Source organism: Micromonospora rubida, from assembly GCF_009908295.1.
Taxonomy (GTDB): Bacteria; Actinomycetota; Actinomycetes; order Mycobacteriales; family Micromonosporaceae; genus Micromonospora; species Micromonospora rubida.
This window is the reverse complement of sequence record NZ_JAAALO010000012.1, coordinates 100,973-127,871: the sequence shown is the minus strand read 5'-3', so window position 1 is coordinate 127,871 and position 26,899 is coordinate 100,973. Positions and strand designations below refer to the sequence as shown.

Below are 26,899 nucleotides of genomic sequence, written 5' to 3'. Positions count from 1 at the left end.
GGTTCCTCGCGTGGGGGTCGGGTGTCGGGGCGGAGGCTCCGGCCGACCGGCGGACGGGCCGCCGGCAGGTCGTCAGAGTCCGAGCTCGGAGTCGATGAGGTCGAAGATCTCGTCGTCGCTGGCGCCGTCGATGTCCAGGTCGGGGCCGGTGCCGGGGTCGCCACCCGGCCCGGTGCGCATGGTCCGCCACTTGGCCATCAGCACCTCCAGCCGGGAGCCGATCTGGGCGTGCAGGTCCGCCTCCAGGGTCGCCTCGGCCAGCGACCGTTCCAGGTTCTCCAGATCGGTGAGGACCGGCGGCAGCGCCGGGCCGCTGTCCGGGACGAGCTGGGCGAGCAGGTAGCCGGCCAGCGCGGTCGGGTCGGGATAGTCGAAGATCAGCGTGGCGGGCAGCCGCAGGCCGGTCGCCTCGCCGAGCCGGTTGCGCAGCTCGACGGCGGTCAGCGAGTCGAAGCCGATCTGGCTGAACGCCCGGTTGGGGGCGACGGCCGCCCGGCTGCCGTGCCCCAGCACGCTCGCCGCCTGCTCACGTACCAGGTCGACGAGCAGGCCGGGCCGGTCGTCGGCGGCCAGCGTCGCCAGCTCGTCGGCGAGGGTCCGCCCGCCGGTCGCCGGGGTGGCCGACCGGGCGCTGCGCCGCTCCCGCCGCACCAGCCCGCGCAGCAGGGCCGGGGGTCGGGAGACCCGCTCGGTGAGGGCGGCGACGTCGATGCGGGTCGGCACCAGCACCGGCTCGGCCGTCCGCAGTGCCGCGTCGAACAGGGCCATCCCCAGGTCCGAGGGGATGGCGAGCTGCCCGTCGCGGGCGGTGATCCGGGGGTCGACGCGGTCCAGCTTCGCGGTCATCTCGCTGGCCTGTTCCCACAGCCCCCAGGCCAGCGACCGGCCGGGCAGGCCGACGGCGCGTCGGGTCTGCGCGAGGGCATCGAGGAACGCGTTGGCGGCGGCGTAGTTGCCCTGGCCGGGCACGCCGAACACCCCGGCCCCGGAGGAGAACAGCACGAACCCGGCCAGGTCGAGGTCCCGGGTGAGTTCGTGCAGGTGCCAGGCCGCATCGAGCTTGGGCGCGAAGACGGTGTCGACGCGTTCCGGGGTGAGGGCGGTGACCACCCCGTCGTCGAGCACCCCGGCGAGGTGCACGACGGCGGTCAGCGGATGCCGGGGCGGCACCGCGCCCAGCACCCGGGCCAGGCTGTCCCGGTCGGCCACGTCGGCGGCGGCGAGGGTGACGTCGGCGCCCAGCGCGCGCAGCTCGTCGGCCGCGTCGGCCGCGCCCGGGGCGTCTGCGCCGCGCCGGCTGACCAGCAGCAGCCGCCGCGCGCCGTGGGTCTCGACGAGCCGGCGGGCGACGAGCTGGCCCAGGGTGCCGGTGCCGCCGGTGAGCAGCACGGTGCCGTCGGGGTCCCACGGGCGGGGCGTGGTGAGCACCACCTTGCCGACGTGCCGCGCCTGGCTGACGTACCGGAACGCCTCCGGCGCCTGGCGCACGTCCCAGACCTGGGTGGGCAGCGGGGCGAGCGCGCCCCGCTCGAAGAGCCCCAGCAGGTCGACGAGCATCCGCTGGAGTTCGTCGGGGTCGGACAGGGTCAGGTCGAACGCCGTGTAGTCGACGCCCGGGTGGTCGGACGCGACCGTCTGCGGGTCGCGGATGTCGGTCTTGCCCATCTCGACGAACCGGCCGCCGCGCGGCAGCAGCCGCAGCGACGCGTCGACGAACTCGCGGGCCAGCGAGTCCAGCACCACGTCGACGCCCCGGCCGCCGGTGGCGGCGCGGAACCGGGCCTCGAAGTCGAGGGTGCGCGACGATGCCAGGTGGTCGTCGTCGAGGCCGAGCGCGCGCAGCGCGTCCCACTTGGCGGGGCTGGCGGTGGCGTACACCTCGGCGCCGAGGTGGCGGGCGAGCTGCACGGCGGCCATGCCGACCCCGCCGGCGGCGGCGTGCACCAGCACGGACTCGCCGCGACTGAGCCCGGCCAGGTTCACCAGCCCGTGGTACGCGGTCAGGAACACCACCGGAACGGAGGCGGCCTGCACGTACGACCAGCCGGCCGGCATCGGGGCGAGCAGCCGGCGGTCGGTGACGGCGAGCGGCCCGAAGCAGCCGACGAACACCCCGAACACGGCGTCGCCGGGGCGCAGGTCGGTGACCTCGGCGCCCACCTCTACCACCTCGCCCGCGCCCTCGCCGCCGAGCGGCCCGGCGTCACCGGGATAGAGCCCGAGCGCGTTGAGCACGTCGCGGAAGTTCAGGCCGGCGGCGCGGACGCGGACCCGCACGTCGAGCGGGCCGAGGACGGCGTCGGCGGCGTCGGTCGGGACCAGGGTGAGGTTCTCCAGGCTGCCGCGCACCGGCGCGTCCAGCCGCCAGGCGGGCGCGGCGGGCGGGGTGAGTTCGCCCGCCGAGCCGGCGCGCGCCAGCCGGGGGACGTACCCGACGCCGCCGCGCAGCGCCGCCTGCGGCTCGCCGGCCGCGAGCACGGCGGCGAGCTGGTCGGCCCCGAGCCCGTCCCGGTCGACGTCGACGATCACCAGCCGGTCGGGGTGCTCCGACTGGGCCGAGCGGACCAGGCCCCACGCCGCTGCGGCGGCCGGATCGACCAGTTCGGCGGTGCTGTGCACGGCGACCGCGCCTCGGCTGACCAGCACCAGCCGGGCCGCCGCCCAGCGCGGCTCGGTGAGCCAGCGGCGGACCAGGTCGAGGGCCCGGACGGTGGCGTGCCGGGCCGCCTCCGGCGCGGGCGCGGCGGGTGCCGAGGGCAGCGGCGCGAGCACCGCCGAGGGCAGGTCGAGGCCCGCGTCGACGGCGGCGGCGAGGGCGTCCAGCCCGGGATACCCGGCGAAGCCGTCGAGGCCGACCGGCCCGGCGAAGCCGGTGGAGCCGGCGGTGCCGGGAGTGTCGGCGGTTAGTGCCACGGCGGTGATCGGCGGGGCGTCGTCGGCGGGCGGCAGGGGGGTCCAGTCGAGGCGGAACAGGGCGTCCCGGGTGGCCCGGTCGTCGGTGCGGGTCAGCTCGCCGGCGGCGATCGGCCGCATCGTCAGGGCGTCCACGTCGGCGACCGGGGCGCCCGTCGGGTCGGCGACGGTCAGCGCGACGGCGTACGGGGCGACCTGGGTGAGGCGGACCCGCAGCGCGGTGGCGCCGGAGGCGTGCAGGGTGACGCCGTTCCAGGCGAACGGCAGCAGCAGCTGCCCCGCCCCGGCCTCGGCGAGCCCGCCGAAGTGCGCGGCGTGCAGGGCGGCGTCGAGCAGGGCCGGGTGCAGGCCGTACCGGTCGGCGTCGGCGCGCTGGCCGGCGGGCAGCTCCACCTCGGCGTACACCTCGTCGCCGCTGGTCCACACGGCGCGCAACCCCTGGAACGCCGGCCCGTACGCGTACCCGTCGGCGGCGAGCCCGGCGTAGAAGCCGGACAGGTCGACGGGGCGGGCGTGCGGCGGCGGCCACTCGGTGAGCTCCCCCGCCGCGTCCGACCCGGCGGACCGGTCGGCGGACAGGGTGGCGCTGGCGTGCCGGGTCCACGGGGCGTCGGCCGGCCCGTCGGCGGGCCGGGAGTGCAGGGTGGCCGGGCGGCGGCCGTCGTCGTCGGCCGGGCCGAGGGCCACCTGGACCTGGGTGGCGCCGTCTGCCGGCAGGGCCAGCGGGGCCTCGATGACCAGTTCGTCGAGGACGGGGCAGCCGACCTCGTCGCCGGCCCGCAGGCAGAGTTCCACCAGGCCGGTGCCGGGCACCAGCACCGCGTCCAGCACCCGGTGGTCGGCCAGCCAGGGCTGGGCGGCGGTCGAGAGCCGGCCGGTGAACAGGTGCCCCTTCGCCTCGGCCAGCGCCACGGACGCGCCGATCAGCGGGTGCCCGGCGGCGTCCAGGCCGGCTGCGCCGACGTCGCCGGGGCCGGCGCTCGGCCGGGGCCAGTAGCGGCGGTGGGCGAACGCGTACGTGGGCAGGTCGACGCGCCGGCCGCCGGCCAGGGCGGGCTGCCAGTCCACGCCGACGCCGCGCACGTGGAGCTGGGCCACCGAGAGCAGGAACCGGCCCCGGTCGCCCTGGTCGCGCTGCACCGAGCCGACCACCACGGCCGGGCCGTCGCCGTCGGCGAGGGTCTCGGAGATGCCCACGGTGAGCACCGGGTGGGGGCTGCACTCGACGTACGTGTCGTGGCCCTGGGCGGCCAGCTCCAGCACCGCCCGGTGCAGCTCGACCGGCTGGCGCAGGTTGCGGTACCAGTAGTCGGGGCCCATCTCCTCGCCGTCGAGCCAGCGCAGGTCGGTGGTGGAGAACAGCGGCACGGCGGCCGGGCCGGGGGCGATGCCGGCCAGCAGCTCGGCCAGCTCGTCGCGGATCCGTTCCACCTGGGCGGAGTGGGAGGCGTAGTCCACGGCGATCCGGCGGACCCGGGCCTGCTCGGCGGCCAGCTCGGCGAGGAGCCCCTCCACGGCGGCCTCCTCGCCGGAGACCACCACGGCGGCCGGGCCGTTGACGGCGGCCACCGCGACCCGGTCGCCGTACCGGGCGGCCCGCTCGCGGACCACGTCGGCGGGCAACGCCACGGAGGCCATCGTCCCGTGCCCGGCCAGGGCCCGGATCGCGCGGCTGCGCAGTGCCACCACCCGGGCGGCGTCGGGCAGCGAGAGCACCCCGGCGACGCAGGCGGCGGCGATCTCGCCCTGCGAGTGGCCGACCACGGCGTCGGGTCGCACGCCGTACGAGCGCCACAGCTCGGCCAGCGACACCATCATCGCGAACAGGGCCGGCTGCACCACGTCGACCTGGTCGAGGCTCGGCGCGTCGGGGGCCTGGCGCAGCACGTCCAGCAGCGACCAGTTCAGGTACGGCCGCAGTGCCGCGTCGCAGGCGGCCATCCGCTCGGCGAACACGGGGGCCTGGTCGAGCAGTTCCAGCCCCATGCCGAGCCACTGGGAGCCCTGGCCGGGGAAGACGAAGACGACCCTGCCGGTGGTCCCGGCCTCGCCGCCGACCAGTTCGGGGGCGGGCCGGCCGTCGGCGAGCGCGTCGAGGGCGGCGGCGATCCGGTCCGGGTCGCCGCCGACGAGCACCGCCCGGGAGTCGAACGCGGCCCGGGTGGCGGCCAGCGACCAGGCCACGTCGAGCGGGCGCTGGTCGGGCCGTCCGGCCAGGTGGTCCCGCAGCCGGCGGGCCTGCCCGGCCAGCGCCTCGGGGGTACGCGCGGACAGCAGCCACGGCAGCGCCCCGGGCAGGTCGGCGGTGGGCTCCGGCGCTCCGATCGGCTCCGGCGCGGGCACGGCCTCGATGACGACGTGGGCGTTGGTGCCGCTGATGCCGAACGAGGACACCCCGGCCCGGGCGGGCCGGTCGGCGCGGGGCCACGGGCGGGCCTCGGTGAGCAGCTCCACCGACCCGGAGTAGTCCCAGTCGACGCGGGAGGTGCGCCGCTCGGCGTGCAGGGTGCGGGGCAGCCGCCCGTGCCGCATGGCGAGGACCATCTTGAGCACCCCGGCGACACCGGCCGCGGCCTGGGTGTGGCCGAGATTGGACTTCACCGACCCAAGCAGCAGCGGCGGGACGCCGGCGGGACGCCGGCCGTACGTGGCGAGGATCGCCTCGGCCTCGATCGGGTCGCCGAGCGCGGTGCCGGTGCCGTGCGCCTCGACGGCGTCCACGTCGGCGGGGGTGAGCCCGGCGGCGCCCAGCGCGGCCCGGATCACCCGCTCCTGGGACGGCCCGTTCGGGGCGGTCAGCCCGTTGGACGCGCCGTCGGAGTTGACCGCGGTGCCGCGGACCAGCGCGAGGACGGGGTGGCCCCGGCGGCGGGCGTCGGACAGGCGCTCCACCACCAGCATCCCGACGCCCTCGGACATGCCGAACCCGTCGGCGTCCTCGGCGAACGGCTTGCACCGGCCGTCGGCGGCGAGGCCGCGCTGGCGGCTGAACCCGGTCAGCCCGGCCGGGCTGGACAGCACCGACACGCCACCGGCCAGGGCCAGGTCGCAGTCGCCCTGGCGCAGCGCCTGGGCGGCCAGGTGCAGCGCCACCAGGGACGCCGAGCAGGCCGTGTCGACGGTGACCGCCGGCCCCTCCAGCCCGAGGGCGTACGCGACCCGGCCGGACAGCACGCTGCCGGCGGTGCCGGTGAGCAGGTGGCCCTCGTCGGCGACGGTCTCCCCGTCGTCGGCGACGGCGCCCGGGGCGATCCGGTCGGCGTAGTCCTGGCCGTGGGTGCCGGCGAACACGCCGGTGCGGCTGCCGCGCAGCGTCCCCGGGTCGATGCCGGCGCCCTCCAGCGCCTCCCAGGAGGTCTCCAGCAGCAGCCGGTGCTGCGGGTCCATGGCGAGGGCCTCGCGGGGGCTGATGCCGAAGAACGCGGCGTCGAAGTCGGCGATGCCGGTGAGGAACCCGCCGGAGCGCACGTACGTCCGCCCGGGGGTGCCGTGGACGGGGTCGTACAGGTCGGGCCAGCCCCGGTCGGTGGGCAGGTCGCCGATGACGTCCCCGCCGCCGTCGAGCAGCCGCCACAGCTCCTCCGGTGAGCCGATGCCGCCGGGGAACCGGCAGGCCATGGCGACGATCGCGACGGGTTCGTCGAGGGCGACGGTGCTCGCGTCGGCGACCTCGGTGGCGGCGGTGCCGAGCAGCCGGGCGTGCAGGTGCGCGGCGAGCAGTTCCGGGGTGGGATGGTTGAACACGGCGTGCGGGGCGAGCCGGACGCCGGTGACGGCGGAGAGCCGGTTGCTCAGCTCCACGGCCATCAGCGAGTCGAAGCCGAGTTCCCTGAACGGGCGGCGCGGCTCGACCTGCTCCGGGCCGGCGTGCCCGACGACGGTGGCGCTGCGGGCCCGGACCAGGTCCAGCAGCAGGGCGGCCCGCTCCGGCTCGCCGAGCCCGGCCAGCCGGTCGGCGAACCCGGCGGCGGACGCGGGCGCGGGGTCGGCGTTGACGGCCCGGCGGGGCGGCGGGGGCAGCAGCGCCCGCAGCAGGGCGGGCACCTCCCCGGAGGCCCGGACGGCGGCCAGGTCCAGCCCGATCGGCACCAGCGCCGGCCGGTCGGAGTGCAGGGCGGCGTCGAACAGGGCCAGTCCGGCGGCGGTGTCCAGGGGGCGGGTGCCGCCCCGGGCGAGGCGGGCCAGGTCGGCGGGGGTGAGCCGGCCGGCCATCCCGGCCTCCTCGGCCCACAGGCCCCAGGCCAGGGCGGTGGCGGGCAGGCCGTGGGCGCGGCGGTGCCCGGCAAGCGCGTCGAGGAACGCGTTGCCTGCGGCGTAGTTGCCCTGGCCGGGGCTGCCGAAGGTGGCCGACGCCGAGGAGAACAGCACGAACGCGGCCAGGTCGAGGCCGGCGGTCAGCTCGTGCAGGTGCCACGCGCCGTGCACCTTGGACCGCAGGGCCCGCTCCCAGCGGGCCGCGTCGAGGCCGGTGAGCAGGGCATCGTCGGTGACCCCGGCGGCGTGCACGACGGCCACGAGGCGGTCGGCGAGCGGGGCGACCACCTCGGCGAGCGCGGCCCGGTCGGCGACGTCGGCGGCGACCACCCGGACGGTCACCCCGGCGTCGGTGAGCGCGGCCATCCAGTCGGCGTACCGGCCGGCGCGGCTGAGCAGCACCAGCTCGGTGACGCCGTGCACGGTGGCGAGGTGGGTGGCGACGTGCCGGCCGACCCCGCCGGTGCCGCCGGTGACCAGCACGGTGCCGCCGGCCAGCGCCGGCAGGGGCCCGGCGGCGGGGTGCTCGACGGGGCGGAGCCGGGGCAGCAGGGCCCGCCCGTCGCGGACGGTCACCTCGGGCTCGTCGGGGCCTGCGGACAGGGCCACCCGGACGGCCGCGTCGTCGCCCGCGTCGAGGCTGAGCAGCAGGAACCGGTCGGGGTGCTCGGCCTGGGCGACCCGGACCAGCCCGGCGACCGGGGCGTGCACCGGGTCGCCGTCGCGCACGGCGAGGGCGAGCCGGGTGGTCTCGGCGCGCGGGTCGTCCAGCCAGCTCCGCAGCACGGCGAGGGTGTCGAGGCCGACGGCGTGCGCCCGGTCGGGCACCGGCCGTCCCGGGTCGCCGTCGCCGACCCGCAGCACCAGCACCGGCGGCAGCGGCCCGTCCGGAGGGCTGCCGTCGGCGAGGGTCCAGGCGGGCACGGGCGTGGCCGGGGCGGCGGCGGGCAGCCGGTCGACGGCGTACAGGCCGGCGGGGGCGGCCGGCGGGGGCGGGCCGTCGGCGGGCGGCGGCGTGACGACGCGCAGCACCACCCGGTCCACGTCGAGCACCGCCGTCCCGGAGTCGTCGACGGCGCTGAGGGTGACCGCGTCCGCCCCGGCGGGTGCGAGGCAGACCCGCAGCGCGTGGGCTCCGGTGGCGTGCAGGCGCACCCCGGCCCAGTCGACGGCCATCGGCCGCGCGGCGGGACCGGCGTCGGTGGCGTCCGCGTCGGTTCCGGTTCCGGTTCCGGCTCCGGCGGTGGCGAAGTCGGCGAGCGGGAGCAGCCGCAGGGCCGCGTCCAGCACCAGCGGGTGCACGCCGTACCGGTCGGCGTCGGAGTCCCGGGCGTCCTCGGGCAGGCGTACGTCGACGAAGAGCCGGTCGGCGGCGACCCACGCGGCCCGGGCCAGCTCGCCGGCGAGGGCCCGGCGCTCCGGGGCGTCCAGGTCCACGGGGCGGGCCCCGGTGGGCGGCCACGCCGGCACGGCGGTGACCGGGCCGGCGGCGGGGTCTGCCGGGGCGAGCACCGCCTCGGCGACCTCCCGCCACGGCTGGCCGTCGCCGGCCCGCACGTGGCAGCGCGCCACCCGGCGCAGGTGCTCGTCCGGCCCGTCGACGATGACCTGCACGTCGACGGTCAGCTCGGCGGGCAGCGGCACCGGCTCGGGGACCCGCAGCCGCGCCACGGTGGGCAGGTCGAGGAGTTCGCCGAGGTGGGTGAGCAGGTCCAGCAGGGCGGTGGCGGGCAGCAGCGGTACGCCGTCGGCGGGCGCGGCCAGCCACGGGTGGGTGGCCGCGGCGATCCGGCCGGTGCAGACGACCTGCCCGGTGCCGGCGACCGGCAGCACCGTGCCGAGCAGCGGGTGCCCGGCGTCGGTCAGCCCGACGTCGGCCGGGCCGCCGGCCACCGCCGAGTAGGGCAGCCAGTAGTGCCGGCGCTGGAAGGCGTACGTGGGCAGCTCGACCCGGCGGCGCGGGCCGGGGCCGGCGAGGGCGGCCGGGTCCACGGCGGCGCCGCGCACGTGCAGCCTCGCCACGGCGGCCAGCAGCGCGTCCGGCTCGCCGTCGACGGTCCGCACGGCGGGGACGAAGGCCAGCTCGTCGGCGTCGGCGGCGAGGCAGTCCTGGGCCATCGCGGTGAGCACACCGCCGGGTCCGACCTCAAGGAACGTGCTGATCCCCTGCCGGCGCAGGGCGCGCATCCCGTCGAGGAAGCGGACGGTGCCGCGCACGTGCGACACCCAGTAGCCGGGCGAGCAGAGCCGGGCCGGGTCGATCGGCTCGCCGGTCAGGTTGGACACCACCGGCAGGTGCGGGGTGCGGTAGGTGAGGCCGCCGGCCACCGCACGGAACGCGTCGAGCATCGGCTCCATGCGCGGCGAGTGGAACGCGTGCGACACCCGAAGCCGGCTGGTCCGCCGGCCGGCGGCGCGCAGGGTGGCCGCGACGGCCAGCACGGCGTCGGCGTCACCGGAGAGGACCACGCTGGTCGGCCCGTTGACGGCGGCCAGCCCGACCCGGTCGGTGAGGTGGGGGGCCACCTCGGCCTCGCCGGCCTCGACGGCGACCATCGCGCCCCCGTCGGGGAGCTGCTGCATCAGCCGGGCCCGGGCGGCGACCAGCGCCGCCGCGTCGGCGAGGGAGAACACCCCGGCCACGTGCGCGGCGGCCAGCTCGCCGACGGAGTGGCCGAGCACCGCGTCGGGGCGCACGCCCCACGACTCCAGCAGCCGGTACAGCGCCACCTCGAACGCGAACAGGGCCGGCTGGGTGTACAGGGTCTGGTCGAGCAGGCCGGCCAGCTCCCCGCCGGCCTCGGCGAGGGTGACGTCCGCGACGGGGTGCGGGGCGTGGCCGGCGAGGGCGCGGTCGAGTTCGGCGCAGGCCGCGTCGAACGCGTCGGCGAAGACCGGGTACGCCGCGCGCAGCCCCCGGCCCATGCCGGGGCGCTGGCCGCCCTGCCCGCCGAAGAGCAGGCCGAGCTGGCCGTCTACGACCCGGCCGGTCAGCACGCCGGCGGTGTCGGGGTCCGCGTCGCCCCGGGTCAGCGCGGTCAGCCCGGACCGGGTGGCGGCCGGGTCGCCGGCCAGCACCACGGCCCGGTGTTCCAGGGCGGCGCGGGTGGTGGCCAGGGCGTGCCCGACGTCGACCGGGTCGGCGTCCGCGCCGGGGCCGTCGAGCCAGCCCAGCAGGCGGGCCGCCTGGTCGCGCAGCGCCTCGCCGGTGGCGCCGGAGAGCAGCCACGGCACCGGGGTACGGCGAGGCGCTGCGTCGCCCGGCGCAGTCTCCCCGGCCCGGTGCCCGGCGGACGCGGGCTCCCCGGCCGAACGGTTGGCCGGTGCGGGCTCCGGGTCGGCGGGGGGTGCCTCGACGATGACGTGGGCGTTGGTGCCGCTGATGCCGAACGAGGAGATGCCGGCCCGCCGGGGCCGGTCCACCGCCGGCCAGGGGCGGGCCTCGGTAAGCAGCTCGACCGCGCCGGCGGACCAGTCCACCTCGGAGGTCGGGGCATCCACGTGCAGGGTGGCCGGCAGCGTCCCGTACCGCATGGCCAGCACCATCTTGATCACCCCGGCGGCCCCGGCGGCGGCCTGGGTGTGACCGAGGTTGGACTTCAGCGAGCCCAGCCGCAGCGGGGCGGCGTCGCCCCGGCCCGCACCGTACGTGGCGAGCAGCGCCTGCGCCTCGATCGGGTCGCCGAGCCGGGTGCCGGTGCCGTGCGCCTCGACGGCGTCCACGTCGGCGGCGGTGAGCCCGGCGGCGGCCAGCGCCCGGCGGATCACCCGCTCCTGGGCGGGCCCGTTGGGGGCGGTGAGCCCGTTGGACGCGCCGTCGGAGTTGATCGCGCTGCCGCGCAGCACGGCGAGGACGGGGTGCCCGTTGCGGCGGGCGTCGGAGAGGCGTTCCAGCAGCAGCACGGCGACGCCCTCGGCCCAGCCGGTGCCGTCGGCGCCCTCGGCGAACGCCTTGCACCGGCCGTCGGGGGCTAGCCCGCGCTGCCGGCTGAACTCGACGAACGCCTGCGGGGTGCCCATCACCGCCACGCCGCCGGCCACCGCGAGGGAGCAGTCCCCGGCGCGCAACGCCTGAGCGGCCAGGTGCAGCGACACCAGTGACGACGAGCAGGCGGTGTCAACGGTGACGGCGGGGCCCTCCAGCCCGAGCGCGTACGCGACCCGACCGGTGACCACGCTGCCGGCGGTGCCCACGCCGAGGTACCCCTCGGTGCCGGGTGGGGCCTGGCGCAGGTTGGCGGCGTAGTCGTGGTGCATGACGCCGGCGAAGACCCCGGTGGCGCTGCCGCGCAGCGAGGTGGGGTCGATGCCGGCCCGCTCGAACAGCTCCCAGGAGGTCTCCAGCAGCAGCCGCTGCTGCGGGTCCATCGCCAGCGCCTCGCGGGGGCTGATCGCGAACAGGGCGGCGTCGAAGTCCGCCGCGTCGGGCAGGAACCCGCCGACCCGCACGTACGAGGTGCCGGGCCGGTCGGGGTCGTCGGAGAACAGGTGGGCGAGGTCCCAGCCCCGGTCGGCGGGAAACCCGGTGAGCCCCTCCCGGCCCTGGGCGACGAGGTCCCACAGCTCCTCGGGGGAGGCGACCCCGCCGGGCAGCCGGCAGGCCATGGCGACGACGACGACCGGGTCGTCCGACGCGGTCCCGCCCGCCGGGCCGCCCGGGGCGGTGGTGGCCGGGGTGGCGCCGCGCAGCCGGGCGGCGAGGTGCCGGGCGAGGGCGTCCGGGCTCGGGTGGTCGAAGGCGGCGGTGGCGGAGAGCCGTACCCCGGTGGCGCGGGCCAGCCGGTCGCGCAGCGCGACCGCGCCGACGGAGGTGAAGCCGAGTTCCTTGAAGGCCCGGCCCGCCCGGACCGCGCCCGGCCCGGGCAGACCGGCGACCTCGGCGGTGGCGGCGCGGACCAGGTCGAGCAGGAGCCGGTCGCCCTCCACGGTGGTCAGCGCGGCCACCCGGCGGCGCAGCTCGGCGGCGTCCCGCTCGGCGGTCGGGTCGGTCCCGGCGGGGCCCCGCCAGGCCGGGTGCGCGGCGGCGGCCGGGTGGGCGAGCAGGACGAGGTCGTCGCCGTCGTGCGCGACGTCGAACGCGGCGAGGTCGGTCCGGGCGGTGGCGCCCGCCGCGCGGTCCGGGTCGGCCGCCGAAGCGGCCAGCCGGGCGGGCAGGCCCGCCGTGCCGACCAGCCGGGCGGGCAGGCCCGCCGCGCGGCGGCGGGAGACCAGGGTGTGCAGGGCGCCGACGGTGGCCGCCGCCCGCTCCCGGTCGGCTTCGCCGAGCAGCGAGGCCGCGGGGACGAGGACGGTGAACGCGGTGACGGCGGCGTGCCGGGCGTGGGCGTCCAGCGCCTCGGCGAGGGCGACCAGCCGCGCGGCCCCGGCGGGGTCCGCGAGGTCGGCGTCGGCCGGGCAGAGGAAGACCGCGCCCACCGGCTCGTCACCGACGGGGGGCGCGGCGGCGTCGGCCCGGTGCCTGCCGGCGCCGGAGGGGCGCTGCACGGTGACCGCCGCGCCGGCGGCGGTCAGCTCCGCGACCAGGCCGGCCAGGTCGGCGCCGGCCGGGGCTACGCCGGCCAGGTCGGCGCCGGCCGGGGCTACGCCGGCCGGGAAGCCGGCGGGCAGCAGCCGGAGCCGGCCGGCGCCGTGCGCGCCGACCAGGTGCCGGGCCAGCGCCGCGCCGGTCGCGGTGTCGGCCCCGGCGATCAGGGCCGGGGCGGCCGGGTCGACGACCCGCGCCGGCCGCGCGGGGGTCCGCGCGGCGACCGGCCCGAGGACCGGGTGCCGGGCGGTGCCGGCGCGGAGGGCCACCTGCGCGGCACCGGCGTCCACGGCGGCGGGCAGCAGGGCCAGCGAGTGGGGGTCGGCGTCGGCGTCGACCAGCACGACCCGGTCCGGGTATGCGGCCTGGAGGCAGCGGCCCACCGCCCAGGCGACGGCGGCGGCCGGGACGAGGTCCGGGTCGTCGGCCAGCTCCGGGGTGGACGCATCCACGGCGCCGGTGGTCAGCAGCACCAGCCGGGCGGCGTCGGACCGGTCGTCGTCGAGCCGGTCGGCGTCGGACCGGCCGGCATCGGACCGGTCGGCATCGGACCGGGCGCGCAGCCGGTCGGCGAGGCCCACTGGGGCGCCGGGGTCGGCGAGGTCCACCGGGGCGGCGTCGGTGAGCAGCAGCGTCACGTCCGGCACGTCCGGGTCCCGGAGCAGGGCGGCGAGGTCGGGGTACGCGTCGAACCGGTCCCCCGACGACGCCGCACGCAGCGGCTCGACCAGTGCCTCGCCGCCCGAGCCGACGACCGCCCAGCGGCGTGCCGGAGCGGGGCCGGCCGGGTCCGCAGCCGGGTTCGCAGTCGGCTCCGCGGCCCGGTCCGCCGTCGCGGCGGGAGCGGCCGGCGGCACGGCGGTCAGGTCCAGCGGTCGCCAGGTCACGGTGCTCAGCGGGTCGTGGTGGCTGCCGTTGACGGCGCGCAACCGGGCCGGCCGGTCCAGCAGCAGCCGCCGGGTGACCTTTCCGGAGGCGGTGCGCGGCACCTGGCCGATCTCGTACAGCTCGTCGGGCACCTTGTAGTAGGAGAGCCGCTCCCGGCAGGCCGCGTACCCGGCGGCGGGGTCGAAGCCCTCCGGCCCGGGGACGACGAACGCCACCGGCACCTCGCCGAGCACCTCGTGCGGCCGACCGGTGACGGCCACGTCGGCGACGCCGGGCACCGAGCGCAGCGCTTCCTCCACCTCGGACGGGTGGATCTTCTCCCCGCCCCGGATGATCAGCTCCTGGTGCCGGCCGGTGACGAACAGGTTGCCGTCGGCGTCCCGGCGGGCCAGGTCACCGGTGCGGTACCAGCCGTCGCGCAGCGCGGCGGCGGTCACGTCGGGCAGGCCGTGGTACCCGAGCATCACGCTCGGCCCGCGTACCCACACCTCGCCCTCGGCGTCGACCGGGACGTCCACGCCGGTCTGTGGGCTGACCAGGCGCACCTCGACGCCGGGCACGGGGCGCCCGCAGGAGCCCTCGACCCGGGGCGAGTCCGGCCGGGTGATGGCGATCGAACCGCAGGTCTCGGTGCTGCCGTACGCGTCGAGCAGCGGCGCGTCGAACACCTCGTCGAACGCCCGGCGCAACGCGCCCGTGGTGATCGCCCCGCCGACCAGGCACATCCGCAGGGCCGGGGCCCGGAAACCGGTGTCCCGGGCGGCGGCGACCAGGTGGTGGTACATGGCCGGCACCCCGGCCAGCACGGTCGCCGCGTCGGAGTCGACGGCGCGCAGCACGTCGTCGGCGGAGAACCCGTCGACGAGCCGGGCGGTGGCCCCGACGGCGGTCACGCTCAGCACGCAGCCGATGTGGGAGAGGCTGTGGAACAGCGGCAGCGGCCACACCACCCGGTCGTCGGGGGTGAGGCCGGGAATCGGTACGTAGCAGGAGGCGACCGACCACAGGCAGGTGCGCTGGGTGGACAGCACGCCCTTGGGCCGGCCGGAGGTGCCCGAGGTGTAGAGCATCCAGGCGACCTCGTCGAGGCCCAGGTCGTCCCGGGCGTCGACGGAGGGCTCGGCGTCGGCCAGGTCCCGCCAGGCGGCGACGCCGTCGGGCGCCGGGTCGTCCCCGACAACCCAGACCCGCAGGTCGGGGCGGTCCGCGCGCAGCCGCACGAGCTGGTCGAGGTGCTCCGGGGCGACGACCACCAGCACCGCGCCGGAGTCGTCGAGCAGGTGGGCCAGCTCCGCGTCGGTGCTGCGCGGGTTCAGCGGTACGCCCACCGCGGCGGCCCGGGTGACGGCGAGCCACGTCTCCACCGTCTCCACCCGGTTGCCGAGGCAGAAGGCCACCCGCTCGCCGCGCTCGACCCCGGCCGCCGCCAGGTGTCCGGCGAGCCGACGGGTTCGTGCCGCCAGATCGGCGTACCCGACCGCGCGGCGGTCGTCGCGGAACGCGACCTTGTCCCCGAACCTCTCGGCGTGGGCCCTCAGCAGATCGGGCAACGGCTGGACCAGGTCGCTCCGAAGCATGTCACCACATTCCGTCCGTCGGCGAGATTCCTCATCCGCGGCGTAGACCTCGCTCGCCGTAACGGCCCAAGTCTTCCGAGCGCCCTGCCGACCACCTACCCCTGTCACCCCCTAAGTCGTCCCCAGTTCCAGGGCCGATCCGCTGGCGGGACGCGCCGCGGGCCGATGATGGGGCGACCCCCGCAGACCGTCGTGCCCGTGTTCCGTCCGCCGTCAGTCGAGGTGCCGTCGTTGGAACGCTCGTGGTTGTTCACCCACCTGGCCGTGCCGGCCGGCGGGTGCCCGGACGCGCGGGTGGCCGAGCTGCTCGGGACGGTGGTCGCCGAACTGGTCACCGCCACCCGCCGGGCCGACCCTCGGGCCGACTGGTTCTTCGACCGGGCCGGGCCGCGGCTGCGCCTCGGCTTCCACGCGACCGGCGCCGGGCTCGACGAGGTTCGACGGCGGCTGCCCGCGAACGACCCGGCGGCCCGCCCCACCGACCCGTACGCGGTGCGCGACGCCGCCCGGGGCGGCCCGCTCGCGCACGCGGGCAGCGACGTCGCCCTGGCCCTGCTCGGCGGGGACGTTCCCTGGCTGGCCGGGGTCGAACTGCCGCTGGCCGTGGCGCACCTGCGGCACCTGACCGGGCTGGTGCCGCAGGCCGACCGGCTGACCTTCCTGTTCCTGCACTGGCAGGACCGTGGCCGGCTGCTCACCGGCACGCAGCGGCGGGACCTGGCCGCGCAGGCGGACGCCGGGGCGGAGAAGATCGTCCTGGCGGCCGGTGACCTGCCGCTGACCGGGGAGGTGGCCACCGCCTGGCGGCGGTACCTGGACCGGGTGACGGACGTGCTCGGCCGGGACCAGTCGGTGCTGACGCCGCCCGGTTTCCTGCTGGCGCAGCACGCCCAGCTCGCCCACGAGCGGTGGGGCATCGGGCCGGACGTCGACGCGCTGGCCGCGCTGGCACTGCGGCTGTCGATGATCCGGGACCACGGTCGGGGTGGTGCCGGTGGTGGCGGAGCGGGAGGCCCTGGTGGCAGCCGCCCGGTGGCCGCCACGGTTGCGGCGACCCCGCCGACGCCCGCCCGCCCCGCCCCCCGCCCACCCCGCCCGCCGGCCCGTAGAGGAGACAGCAGCCGCATGCGCCCGACCCACACCGACCGGCCCGCTCCCGCCGACACCGGCCCCGCCACGCCGACCCGGATCGACCGTCCCGCTTCCGACGCCGCCGCCGCGCCGACCCGGATCGACGTGCCGCTCGGCGAACGCGCGTACCCGGTGCTGATCGGCCCCGGGGTGCGCCACCGGCTGCCGGCGGAGGTGGCGCGGGTCGGCGCGCGGCGGGTCGTGGTGGTCTCGGCCCGGCCGGCACAGTGGACGCCCGACCCGGGCGTGCCGCACCGCGTGGTGCCGGCGCGCGACGGCGAGCACGACAAGAACCTGGCCACGGTGGAGCAGCTCTGCCGGGCGTTCGCCGAGTTCGGGCTGACCCGCGCCGACGCGGTGGTCTCCTGCGGCGGCGGCACCACCACGGACGTGGTCGGGCTGGCCGCCGGCCTCTACCACCGGGGGATCGCGGTGATCCACCTGCCGACCTCGCTGCTCGCCCAGGTCGACGCCAGCGTCGGCGGGAAGACGGCGGTGAACCTGCCCGAGGGCAAGAACCTGGTCGGGGTGTACTGGCAGCCACGCGCCGTGCTCTGCGACACCGAGCACCTGACGACGCTGCCGGAGCGGGAACTGCGCAACGGCTACGGTGAGATCGCCCGGGCCCATTTCATCGGCGCGGGCGACCTACGCGGCCGGCCAGTCGCCGAACAGATCGCCGCCTGCGTGGCACTGAAGGCCCGGGTGGTGGCCGCCGACGAGCGCGACTCGGGGCTGCGGCACATCCTCAACTACGGCCACACGCTGGGGCACGCGCTGGAGCGGGCCACCGACTTCGCGCTCCGGCACGGCGAGGCGGTCGGCGTCGGCACGGTCTTCGCGGGCCGGCTGGCCGGCGTCCTCGGCCGGATCGGGTCCGACCGGGTGGCCGAGCACCACGACGTGGTGGCCGGCTACGGCCTCGACACCGCGCTGCCGGCCGGGGTCGACCACGACGAGCTGATCGCGCTGATGCGGCGGGACAAGAAGGCGACGGCGGGCCTGTCCTTCGTCCTGGACGGCCCGACGGGCCCGGAACTGGTGACGGACGTGGCCGAATCGGCCGTCCGCACCGCCTTGCAACAAGGCAGGACACCGCGTTGACCCATTGGGTTGTGCGTGGCCCCTGGTCAACCCCATAGGTCGACCGCCCCGCCCCTGCCTGTCGCCGGCCTTCAAAGACCTTGGAAGGAAACGGCCCCGCTGGGGGCACTTTTCTTCCAAGATTCACCGCATCTGACCTTCGTCGACCAGTCCGTTACGGGCAGCGATTCCCAGAGAGATCGCACCCGTCGAGGAGACTGGTCCGAGGCTAAAACTCCTTGACCGCCGGGACGCCGGTCGGGTGTGCTCAGGCGGCTATTTCCTGATCCCACTCCAGGCCCTGAGGTAGCTTGTCAGACAAGGACGTCTCGATGAGCGACACACCGCATCTCGGTCCCGTGCCCCAGCGCATTCCGGTCGAGCCGGAACTGGTCAGTCGGCTCGTCGCCGAGCAGTTCCCCCAGTGGGCGGCCCTCCCGGTCAGGCCCGTGGCCGACGGCGGCTGGGACAACTGGACCTTCCACCTCGGCTCCGGGATGTCGGTGCGTATGCCCAGCGCATCCGAGTACGCCCTGGCGGTCGACAAGGAGCACAGGTGGCTTCCGGCGCTCGCCCCCCGACTCCCACTGCCCGTCCCCACCCCGGTGGCGAAGGGTGCCCCCGGCGCGGGCTATCCCTTCTCATGGTCGATCTACTCGTGGCTGGACGGTGAGCCCGCGAGCCCGGACCGCATCGCCGACCCCGTCCGGTTCGCCGCCGACCTGGCCGACTTCCTGTCGGCCCTGCAAAAAATCGATCCCGCCGGCGGCCCCCGCCCCGGGCAGCACAACTGGTACCGGGGCGGCTCGCTGCGCACCTACGACGGGGAATTCCGACGCGCACTCGCGGCGTTGGATGGCCACGTCGGCGTGGACCTGGCCGCCGAGATCTGGAAGACGGCACTGAATGCGCTCTGGGACGGAACGGAAACCTGGTTCCACGGTGACGTCGCCCAGGGAAATCTCCTGCTCGACGACGGGAGGCTAACCGCTGTCATCGACTTCGGGACCTGTGGCGTCGGCGATCCGGCCTGCGACCTGGCGGTCGCCTGGACGTTACTGACCGTCGACGGTCAACAGGCGTTCCGGGAGCGGCTGTCTCCGGGCGAGGAGACCTGGGCGCGGGGGCGCGGCTGGGCCCTCTGGAAGACGCTCGTCACCTGTGCTCGCGCCTTGGAGAGGGCCGACGAGCAGGCCGCGACCGCACAGCGCGTCCTCGACGGAATCTTCGCCGAGTACCTGGCGGACGGCCGGCCCGCCGCACCGGAGGCGGCAGGCCCGTAGACCTGGACGCGAGCGGCGTACAGCGAGCCGGTCCCTGCTGACTGGTGAGCACTGTGCGCTGGCTCCATCGCCCCAGGCCGCACCCGTTCACCCCGGCCGACGGGGTCGGCCTGGTAGAGGCGTGGGCAGGCGCAGGTCGGTGCTCGACGCCGTACCGGAAGTGCCACCTCCACCGAACCAGTGATCGACGCCGGCCCAGAGGGCAGCGGCCATCAGCCCAGGGCCCCGGCAAAGCCGTCAGGTGATGCCGAGTCAGGGCCTCGGCAAGATCGTGAGGGTCTCCGGCTTGGCAGGTCCCAGGGGATACGTGCGCTACCGACATCGTCGGCCCCTGCCGGGTCGGCCTTCGCCGGGTCGGCCCCGTCGGCGAGCCGGTCGAGGTTGGTGCGCGCGGCCGGGGTGCGCGGCCGGTCCGCCCTCCGTCGGGTCGGGGTGCACGCCGTCGGGTCGGTCCACCCTCCGTCGGCTCCCTTTGGAGCTGCCCCGTTTGCGCTACCGATGGAGCGGGCGCGTAAACGGGGCAGCTCCAAAGGGGCCGACAGGCAGGTCCCCGACCGGATGCGGGAGGCAACCGTCCGGCCGCCACCCGGACTGCCCGATGCGCGGGGCGGCATGGGGCAGCGTGGCGGCGACCTCCCGGAGCATTCGCGGGAGCAGAGACAGAGACAGCGCAGGACCGGCGAGACCGTGACCAAGGCCCTGGCCCTGGCCCTGGCCCTGGCCCTGGCCCTGGCCAGGATCTCGGATCATCCTCAAGGAGCGGAACAGGAATCCCCCGGAGGGTGGATGAACCTCGGGCGGGAATCGGACGCCGCGACGTTGCCGGGGCCCCGGCCATCAGCCCGACTTGGGCCACCTCGTACGTTCGGTCGACTGCGTACGACGATCGGCCATTTCCATGTACGCGCGTCTATTCACGGCGACTATCAAGTACGGATGGCCAACGAAGTAACCGTTCCTCTGTTGCCCTGCGCTTCCATCGAGGAGATCGCCGCCTTCTACCGGGTGCTCGGTTTTCGCACCACCTACCAGCAGCGCAAACCCAACCCGTACGTGGCGTTGCAGCGTGAGGACCTACACCTGCACTTCTTCGAGATCGCGGGGTTCGACCCGGAGCAGTCCTACGACTCGTGCCTGGTGTTGACCTCGGACACGGGGGAGCTCCACCGGGCCTTCGCGGCGGGCATGCGGGCCGCATACGGCAAGGTGCTGGTCTCCGGGACGCCGCGGATGACCAGGCCCCGGGCGCGGAGGAACTCCGACGGGCTGAGCGGGTTCAGCGTCATCGACCCGGGTGGCAACTGAGACCGCAGCCGACCTGGCCGTAGCGCTGACCTAGGGCTGGCCGAAGTCGGCCTACCTCGCGCCGGAGACGTGGCCGTGCGTGTCCGGCGCTTCGACATACGCCCCCGCCGCAACCGCGCGGGTCAGGGGACCAGGGCCGCCGGGCAGTACGCCAGCAGGTCACCCGGGGCGTGCGCGACCACGTCCGGCTCGGCGGCCAGCAGGGCTGCCACGTCCCCGCCGTGCCAGGTGGTGGCGACCGTGGTGGCCCCGGCGTCCCGGCCGCTGAGCAGGTCGATCACCGCGTCGCCGACCATCATGGCCTGGGCCGGCAGCACGTCGAGGTGACCGAGCGCCTGGAGCACGATGTCCGGGGCGGGCTTCGGGCGGGCCACCTCGTCGGAGCCGATCACCTGGTCGAACAGGCCCAGCACGCCGAGCGTGTCGAGCAGGGAGCGCGCCCGGGGGCCGCTCTTGCCGGTGGCGATGGCCATCCGGATGCCCCGGGCACGCAGTTCCTCCAGGGTCTCCCGGACGCCGGGGAACAGCGGCACCAGGTGGGCCATCCGGTAGCTCTCCCGGACGAAGGGCTCCTCCATCGCCAGGGGCAGCCCCATCAGCCGCATGATGTCCGGGAAGTACCGGCCCATGTGCCGGTTGTACTCCTCGAACGGAGCGGGCCCGCCGCCCACCACCTCCGCGTACGCGATGCTGAACGCCTCGCGCATGACGGCCGAGCTGTCGACGATGACGCCGTCGAGGTCGAACACGACCGCGCGGATCGGGCCCTGGGAGGGCGGCGGCGCGAGAGACACGTCGACCGGTGCGAGGGACACGTCGACGGTGGACGGTGGTTGGCTCATGGCTGCTCCCCGGAGCGAGTGAGGTCGCCGGTGGTTCTCACCGGTCGCGATGGCCCGCCAGCGCGTGCTCCCGCTCCGGCTCTGTGTGCCGGGCGGAGCGGTAGATCCGTTCGATGATGTCGATGGTCCGCCGTGCCTCGGCGGCGGCCGCTCCCCGGCTGGCCGGGTCGGCGAGCAGCCCGGGCAGGGCGTCGAGCTGGCGGTCGTACTCGGTGCCGATCGGTTCGGCGGGCAGCGGCAGCGGGACGGTCTCGCCGTCGCGGGTGCGGGTCAGCGTCGCCGTGGGCTCCCGGTTCGGGCTGAACCCGAACGTGCAGCGCAGGGTGGCCGACCCGGTGGCGCCCTGCACGGTGATGGTGGTGCGGTCGAGGGCCTCGTGCGACGCCCAGCAGGCGTGCAGGGCGACCGACGCGCCGCCGTCGGTGAGCAGGAACCCCCGGGCGGTGTCCTCGACGTCGCCGCGCGACCGGCCGCCGGTCCCGGCCTCGCTGCGCCAGGCGGCGTGCGCGGCGCTGTCGTTGACGAAGTCGTCGGAGACGCTGCCGATGGCGTGGCTGACCCGGGTGTCCGGGCCGAGCATCGGCAGGACGGTGTCGAGCAGGTGCCAGCCGAGGTCGACCAGCGCGCCGCCGCCGGAGAGGTCGCGGCGGGTGAACCAGCCGCCCGCGTCGGGCACCCCCCGGGCGCGTACCCAGGCCACGTCGACGTGCCGGACGGGGCCCAGGCCACCGGCCGCCTCCGCCAGCGCCCGGACGTCGGCCCGCCACCGGGCGGCGCTGCCGGCCAGCAGCACCGCGCCGCCGCCGCGCTCCGCGTCGGCGAGCAACTCCGCCTCGGCGGAGGTGAGGCAGACCGGCTTCTCCAGGAACACCGGTACGCCCCGGCGCAGCAGCCGGGCGGCGATGGTGGCGTGCAGGTGGTTGGGGACGGCCACCACGACCAGGTCGACCGCGCCGATGGGCAGGTCGTCGACGTCGGCGTACGCGAAGGGCACCGCGTGGGTGTCGCGGGCGGCGTCCCGGACGGCCGGCTGCGGGTCGACCAGGGCGGCCACCTCGAAGGCCGGGTGCGCGGCGAGCCGGGGCAGCCAGATCTCCCGTCCGGCCCAGCCGAGGCCGGCCACCGCGACCCGGACCGGACGGTCGGGCGCGGCGGCCGGGGGCAGCCCGGTCATTCGGCGAGGATGTCGGCCAGCACGGCGGCGATGTCGTGCATCTGCTGCTCGGTGCCGAGCAGGGTGCGGTGGTGCAGCCAGACGCAGTCGGAGTGGATCTGCTCGACGTTGGGGCAGCGGGCGGCGATCGCCTCGATGCTCTCGTCGGGGGCGCCGGCCTCCCAGAAGCCCTCGCACCGGTAGATGGCCCGGAACGCCACGAACGCCGGTACGCCCCGGGCGATGAGCGCGTCGACCACGGCGCGGCGGCGTTCCAGGGTGATCCCCGGGATCCGGAACATGGCCATGTAGTGCGGGTTGCGGTCGGTGCGCGGGTCGATGCCCTGCGGCAGCACGCCGGGGATCTCGGCGAGCAGGCTGGCCAGCAGCGGCCAGCGCTGCTCGCGCACCTCGATCTGGCCGTCGAGGCGGGCGAGCTGGGCGCGCAGCACGGCGGCGGTGAACTCGCTCATCCGGTAGTTGGAGCCGGTGGTGCGGTGCAGGTAGTCCCGGTCGGTGCGGGGCCGGCCGCAGCTGTGCACGAGGAAGGCCCGCTCGCGGGTCTCCTCGTCGGGGAAGAGCACCGCGCCGCCCTCACCGGCGGTCATCAGCTTGCCGTTCTGGAAGCTGAACGCGGCCACCGAGCCGAGCGCTCCGGCCCGCTTGCCCTGCCACTGGGCGCCGTGGGCGTGCGCGGCGTCCTGGAGCAGCGCCACCCCGGCGTCGGCGGCGACCTTGTCGAGCGCGTCCATGTCGGCGAACTGGCCGGCCATGTGCACCGGCATGATGACCTTGGTGCGGTCGGTGATCGCGGCGGCGACGGCGGCCGGGTCGACGCAGTAGGTGTCCAGGTCGACGTCGACCGGCACCGCGACCGCGCCGAGGCGCTGCGCGGCGAGCGACGACGAGATGAAGGTGAAGGCGGGGACGATCACCTCGGTGCCGGCCTTGACGCCGAGCACCTCCAGGGCGACCTCCAGGGCGTGGGTGCCGTTGGTGACGGCGAGCGCGTGCGGCGTGCCGTGGTACGCGCCGAACTCCGCCTCGAAGGTGTCGACCTCGCTCCCGCCCATCCGCCACCACTGACCCTGTTCCAGGGCGCGGACCAGGCCGGCTCGTTCCTCGTCACCGAACTGCGGCCACTCGGGGAACTCCGGCACCGTCGACGGCTGACCACTCATGACTTCCCACTTCCCAATCCAGGAGGACCAGCGGTTCCCGACCGTCCCGCGGCGGCTTCGCGCATCCCCGCGGACCCGGGCTCGCCCGCCTCGGCGGGCCTGCGCCGGTCGGCCGGTCGAGCGGGGACGCCGCCGTGGATCGGGCAGCGTCATCGGCTCGCGGTGGACGCTAACCGACCCGGCAGGACGCTCACCTCCCCTAACAGCCCCTACCCACCCCTTAGTTCGACGGCGGGCCGACGGCCGTCGGAGCGGGCGGGGCCGGCGACGTAGTAAGACTGCGGGGAATCTGTCACCGGCCCGGCGGTGGCCAGCCGCGCGAGGTGGCCGTACCCGGGCGTTCCCCGCGAGGTGAGCTGTGCCCGACGTGCTGCTGTTGAACGGTCCGAACCTCGGCATCCTCGGCCGGCGCGAGCCGGAGATCTACGGCACCGACACCCTCGCCGACATCGAGCGGGCCGTCGGCGAGGAGGTCGCGGCGCGGGGCTGGGGGGTGGTCGCGGTGCAGCACGACTGCGAGGGCGCCCTGGTCCGTACCGTGCAGGAGCACTACGACACGGTGGGCGCGATCGTGAACCCGGGTGCCCTGATGATCGCGGGCTGGAGCCTGCGCGACGCGCTGGCCAACTATCCGCGGCCGTGGATGGAGGTCCACCTGTCCAACGTGTGGGCCCGGGAGAGCTTCCGGCACGACTCGGTGCTCGCCCCGCTGGCCAGCGGGATCATCGTCGGGCTGGGCTCGCTGGGCTACCGGCTGGCCGCCCGCGCGCTGGTCGCCACCCTCGACTGAGGACGCCGTCCGGGTCGGCCCGCCGCCGCGCGTACCGGCCCATCCGGCCGTCCGGCCGATAGGGTCGGCCGGGCTCCGACCCCTCTGAAAAGGAAGAAAACGTGCAGATTCCCATCATCGTCCTCAGCGTCATCCTGGCCACTGTCTTCGCCGCGCTGGCCTTCCCCAAGCTCACCGGCCAGGCGCAGATGCGCGAGCGGATGGCCCACCTCGGCGTCTCCCCCGGGCTCACCAAGGTGATCGGCTATCTGGAGCTGGCTGCGGTCGTCGGCCTGATCCTCGGCCTGTACTGGTCGCCGGCCGGGATCGCGGCGGCGATCGGGCTCACCCTCCAGATGATCGGCGCGGTGATCTTCCACCTCCGCGCCCGGGACCCGATCGCGGTGGCGGCGATGCCGGCCGTGTTCGGGCTGGCGGCAGCCGCGGTCGCGGTGCTGCACGTGCTGCGGGGCTGACCGCCGGTGCCGGAGCGGACCGACACCGCCGTGCTCGGGGTCGACATCGGGGGCACCAAGGTCGCGCTGCGGGCCGAGCGGGCCGCGTCCGCGCCGGGGACCGAGCGGGGCGCGTCCGCGCCAGGGACCGAGCGGGGCGCGTCCGCGCCGGACGTCGGCCCGGGGGCGTACGGGCAGCTCGGGGCCGCCGCGTCGCGGGCGTACGAGCGGACGCTGACCTGGCCCGGCGGCGGCGCCGAGGCGGACGTGGCGGCACTGGCGGACGCGGTCGACGCGCTGCGCGCGGAGTCCGGTTGGCGGCTGGCGGCCGTCGGGGTGGCGATGCCCGGCACCACCGACCCGACCGGCCGGGTGACGGTCTGGCCGGGCCGGCCGAGCTGGGCCGGGCTGCGGCTCGACAAGGCGCTGCGCCGGCTCTTTCCCGGCAGCCGGACCGCCTGGGCCGACGACGGTGACCTCGCGGCGCTCGCCGAGGCCCGGCACATCGGCGCGGACGACGTCGTCTACCTCGGGGTGGGCACCGGGGTGGGCGGGGGCGTGGTGCTCGGCGGACGCCCGCTGCCCGGGGCCGGCCGGGGCTCGCCCGAGGTCGGGCACATGGTCGTCGCCGTCGACGGGCCGCGCTGCGACTGCGGCCGGCACGGTTGCCTCCAGGCGATCGCCTCCGGGCCGGCCACGCTGCGCCGGGCCGCCGCCGGGCGGGGAGCCGCGGTGAGCTTCGCCGAGCTGCGCGACGGGCTGGCGGGCGACCGGCCGTGGGCCCACGACGCGGTCCGGCCGAGCGGTACGGCGCTCGCGGCGGCCGTGGTCAGCCTCGGCGAGTTGGTCGACCCGTCGGTGGCGGTGCTGGGCGGCGGGTTCGCCGCCGGGCTGCCGGGCTTCGTCGGGCTGGTCGAGCGGGAGGTGGCCCGGTTGGCCCGGCCCGGTCGAGCGGCGCCGGTCGTGCGGGCCGCCGCCCTGGGCGGGCTCTCCTCGCTGCACGGCGCCGTGGCGCTGGCCCGGAACCTGACCGCGCCCTGCCGCGCCTGAACCCGCCGCTGCCGCCGTCGCTGGCCCCGTCGTGTCCGGGCTCGTTGTGTCCGGGCTGGCCCCGTCGAGCGGCCCGGCGGTGCGCCGGTGGCGCGCTGCGCGCCCTGCTCGGGCCCGACCCCACCCCAGCACCCCGCGGGTACGCGCCGACGCGAAGATCACCGGCCTGTCCGACCTGCGGGGCCGGCGGGTCTCCACGGGCTCTCCCCGGTCGGGCACCGACGTCATCGCCGGTCGGCTGCTCATCGGCCGGGATCGACCCGGAGCGGGACGTCCGCCGGGCCCGGCTCTCGCTGCCGGACACCGCCGCCCGGATGCGGGCCGGCACGCTCGACGCGATGTTCTTCTCCGGCGGGCTGCCCACGCCCGGCATCACCGACCTGCTCGCCGCCGCGCCGGGCAGGTTCCGGTTCCTGCCGATCGCCGACCTGATCGAGCCGCTGACCGCCGTGTACGGGCCGGTCTACACCACCACCGACCTGCCGAAGGAGGCGGATGGGACGCCGGGGGCGGTGCCGCCGGTGGCATGGGCCGGCGGCATGGGCCGGGCGGCTGCACGTTGCGGCTGCCTGCGGGGGGAACCCCGCCGCACCGCATGCGACCGCCCGGCCCGCCGGCTCACGGGATCGTCACCCCGTACGCGGCCAGGATCTCGCTGATCGGCTGGTAGTAGGTGGTGCCGCCGCTGGTGCAGTTGCCGCTGCCGCCCGAGAGGATGCCGAGGATCCGGCCGGTGGCGGCGACGTAGAGCGGGCCGCCGCTGTCCCCGGGCTCGGCGCAGATGTTGGTGCGGATCAGCCCGTGGACCGAGCCCTCGGCGTAGTTGACCGTGGTGTTGAGGGCGGTGATCGTGCCGCACCGCACGCCCGTGGTGGAGCCGCTGCGGCAGACGGCCAAGCCGATGACCGGCGTTGCGGTGCCGGTGACGGTCAGCATCCCGGGGTACGTGTAGACGGCGCTCGGGTGCGGGATCGTCGACGAGGTGTAGCGGACGATCCCGTAGTCGTTGCCGGGGAAGCTGGTGCCGGTGCGGGACCCGAGGGCCGTCGTGTTGGCGCTATCGGCGTACCAGGTGGTGGCGGTCGACGTGCAGTGGCCGGCGGTGAGGAAGTAGTACGTGCTGCCGCTGCGGACGTTGGCGCCCAGCGAGCAGCGGCCCCCGCCGCCGCCGGCGTAGATGGCCTGCCCGCCGGCGATCAGGGTGCTGAGCCGGCCGGGCTCCCGGCGGACCACGGCGTCGGTGCCGGCCAGCCGGGTGCGCAGCGCGGCCAGTTGGCTCTCGCTCACCGTGTCGTCCACCGCGACGGTGGTCCGGCCGGTGGCCGGGTCCACGGCCCACGCGGTGCCGGCCGGAGCGGTGGCGGCCATGGCGATCGACGCGGCGGCGACCGGAGCGGCGGCTGGAGCGGCGGCCCGGGCGACCGCCGGTGGTGCAGCCAGGGGGACGACGAGCAGGAGGGCGAGCAGGGGGAAGCGACGCATTCGAGCCTC

Annotated in this window: 11 protein-coding genes and 1 pseudogene; 7 read left to right on the top strand and 5 right to left on the bottom strand. The window is 76.6% G+C overall.

The window, feature by feature from the left end; genetic code table 11:
- Nucleotides 1-72 precede the first annotated feature (72 nt).
- Nucleotides 73-15,156 (bottom strand): type I polyketide synthase, encoded by a 15,084-nt coding sequence (locus tag GVV04_RS29210; RefSeq protein WP_161692232.1) that lies wholly within the window; start codon nucleotides 15,154-15,156, stop codon nucleotides 73-75.
- Between the two features lie 1,230 nt (nucleotides 15,157-16,386).
- Between GVV04_RS29210 and GVV04_RS29200 the strand changes: the two genes are divergently transcribed.
- The 3 genes and pseudogenes from GVV04_RS29200 to GVV04_RS29190 form a co-directional block, all read left to right on the top strand.
- Nucleotides 16,387-17,391, top strand: a complete 1,005-nt coding sequence (locus tag GVV04_RS29200; RefSeq protein ID WP_328822640.1) for a 3-dehydroquinate synthase family protein — start codon at nucleotides 16,387-16,389, stop codon at nucleotides 17,389-17,391.
- 311 nt (nucleotides 17,392-17,702) lie between these two features.
- Entirely contained in the window at nucleotides 17,703-18,653 is a 951-nt protein-coding gene (locus tag GVV04_RS29195; protein ID WP_161692231.1) for an aminoglycoside phosphotransferase family protein, read from the top strand.
- Nucleotides 18,654-19,589: 936 nt separating this feature from the next.
- Nucleotides 19,590-19,955, top strand: a pseudogene (locus tag GVV04_RS29190) (VOC family protein); the annotation flags it as partial.
- 125 nt (nucleotides 19,956-20,080) lie between these two features.
- On the opposite strand, the gene GVV04_RS29185 reads toward GVV04_RS29190, so the two are convergent.
- From GVV04_RS29185 to GVV04_RS29175, 3 genes are read right to left on the bottom strand one after another with little or no spacing between them, the layout of a single operon-like run.
- Nucleotides 20,081-20,800 (bottom strand): HAD-IA family hydrolase, encoded by a 720-nt coding sequence (locus tag GVV04_RS29185; protein WP_161692230.1) that lies wholly within the window; start codon nucleotides 20,798-20,800, stop codon nucleotides 20,081-20,083.
- A gap of 37 nt (nucleotides 20,801-20,837) precedes the next feature.
- Complete coding sequence (locus GVV04_RS29180; protein WP_161692229.1) at nucleotides 20,838-21,974, bottom strand: Gfo/Idh/MocA family protein; 1,137 nt, start codon at nucleotides 21,972-21,974, stop codon at nucleotides 20,838-20,840.
- Nucleotides 21,971-23,134 (bottom strand): DegT/DnrJ/EryC1/StrS family aminotransferase, encoded by a 1,164-nt coding sequence (locus GVV04_RS29175; protein ID WP_161692228.1) that lies wholly within the window; start codon nucleotides 23,132-23,134, stop codon nucleotides 21,971-21,973. The genes GVV04_RS29180 and GVV04_RS29175 overlap by 4 nt, the downstream gene beginning before the upstream one ends.
- A 358-nt stretch (nucleotides 23,135-23,492) precedes the next feature.
- Between GVV04_RS29175 and GVV04_RS29170 the strand changes: the two genes are divergently transcribed.
- The 4 genes from GVV04_RS29170 (at nucleotide 23,493) to GVV04_RS29155 (ending at nucleotide 26,067) form a co-directional block, all read left to right on the top strand.
- On the top strand, nucleotides 23,493-23,924 hold the full coding sequence (locus tag GVV04_RS29170) for a type II 3-dehydroquinate dehydratase (RefSeq protein ID WP_161692227.1): 432 nt from the start codon (nucleotides 23,493-23,495) through the stop codon (nucleotides 23,922-23,924).
- A 101-nt stretch (nucleotides 23,925-24,025) separates the two neighbouring features.
- Entirely contained in the window at nucleotides 24,026-24,379 is a 354-nt protein-coding gene (locus GVV04_RS29165) for a DoxX family protein (protein WP_161692226.1), read from the top strand.
- Between the two features lie 6 nt (nucleotides 24,380-24,385).
- Nucleotides 24,386-25,408 (top strand): ROK family protein, encoded by a 1,023-nt coding sequence (locus tag GVV04_RS29160; RefSeq protein WP_161692225.1) that lies wholly within the window; start codon nucleotides 24,386-24,388, stop codon nucleotides 25,406-25,408.
- 314 nt (nucleotides 25,409-25,722) lie between these two features.
- Nucleotides 25,723-26,067: a type 2 periplasmic-binding domain-containing protein gene (locus GVV04_RS29155; RefSeq protein ID WP_161692224.1), complete on the top strand. Its 345-nt coding sequence runs from the start codon at nucleotides 25,723-25,725 to the stop codon at nucleotides 26,065-26,067.
- Here the strand turns inward: GVV04_RS29155 and GVV04_RS29150 are convergent.
- The gene (locus GVV04_RS29150) at nucleotides 26,027-26,890 is read right to left on the bottom strand and encodes a S1 family peptidase (protein WP_161692223.1); all 864 of its coding nucleotides are present in this window, start codon (nucleotides 26,888-26,890) and stop codon (nucleotides 26,027-26,029) included. The two genes, GVV04_RS29155 and GVV04_RS29150, sit on opposite strands and share 41 nt — an antisense overlap.
- Between the last annotated feature and the right edge of the window lie 9 nt (nucleotides 26,891-26,899).

What these genes read in the sequence shown, in the direction of transcription:
- GVV04_RS29185 (WP_161692230.1), bottom strand. Translation starts at nt 20,800, where the DNA reads ATGAGCCAACCACCGTCCACCGTCGACGTGTCCCTCGCACCGGTCGAC.
- GVV04_RS29210 (WP_161692232.1), bottom strand. Translation starts at nt 15,156, where the DNA reads ATGCTTCGGAGCGACCTGGTCCAGCCGTTGCCCGATCTGCTGAGGGCC.
- GVV04_RS29155 (WP_161692224.1), top strand. Translation starts at nt 25,723, where the DNA reads ATGCGGGCCGGCACGCTCGACGCGATGTTCTTCTCCGGCGGGCTGCCC.
- GVV04_RS29175 (WP_161692228.1), bottom strand. Translation starts at nt 23,134, where the DNA reads ATGAGTGGTCAGCCGTCGACGGTGCCGGAGTTCCCCGAGTGGCCGCAG.
- GVV04_RS29180 (WP_161692229.1), bottom strand. Translation starts at nt 21,974, where the DNA reads ATGACCGGGCTGCCCCCGGCCGCCGCGCCCGACCGTCCGGTCCGGGTC.
- GVV04_RS29150 (WP_161692223.1), bottom strand. Translation starts at nt 26,890, where the DNA reads ATGCGTCGCTTCCCCCTGCTCGCCCTCCTGCTCGTCGTCCCCCTGGCT.
- GVV04_RS29195 (WP_161692231.1), top strand. Translation starts at nt 17,703, where the DNA reads ATGAGCGACACACCGCATCTCGGTCCCGTGCCCCAGCGCATTCCGGTC.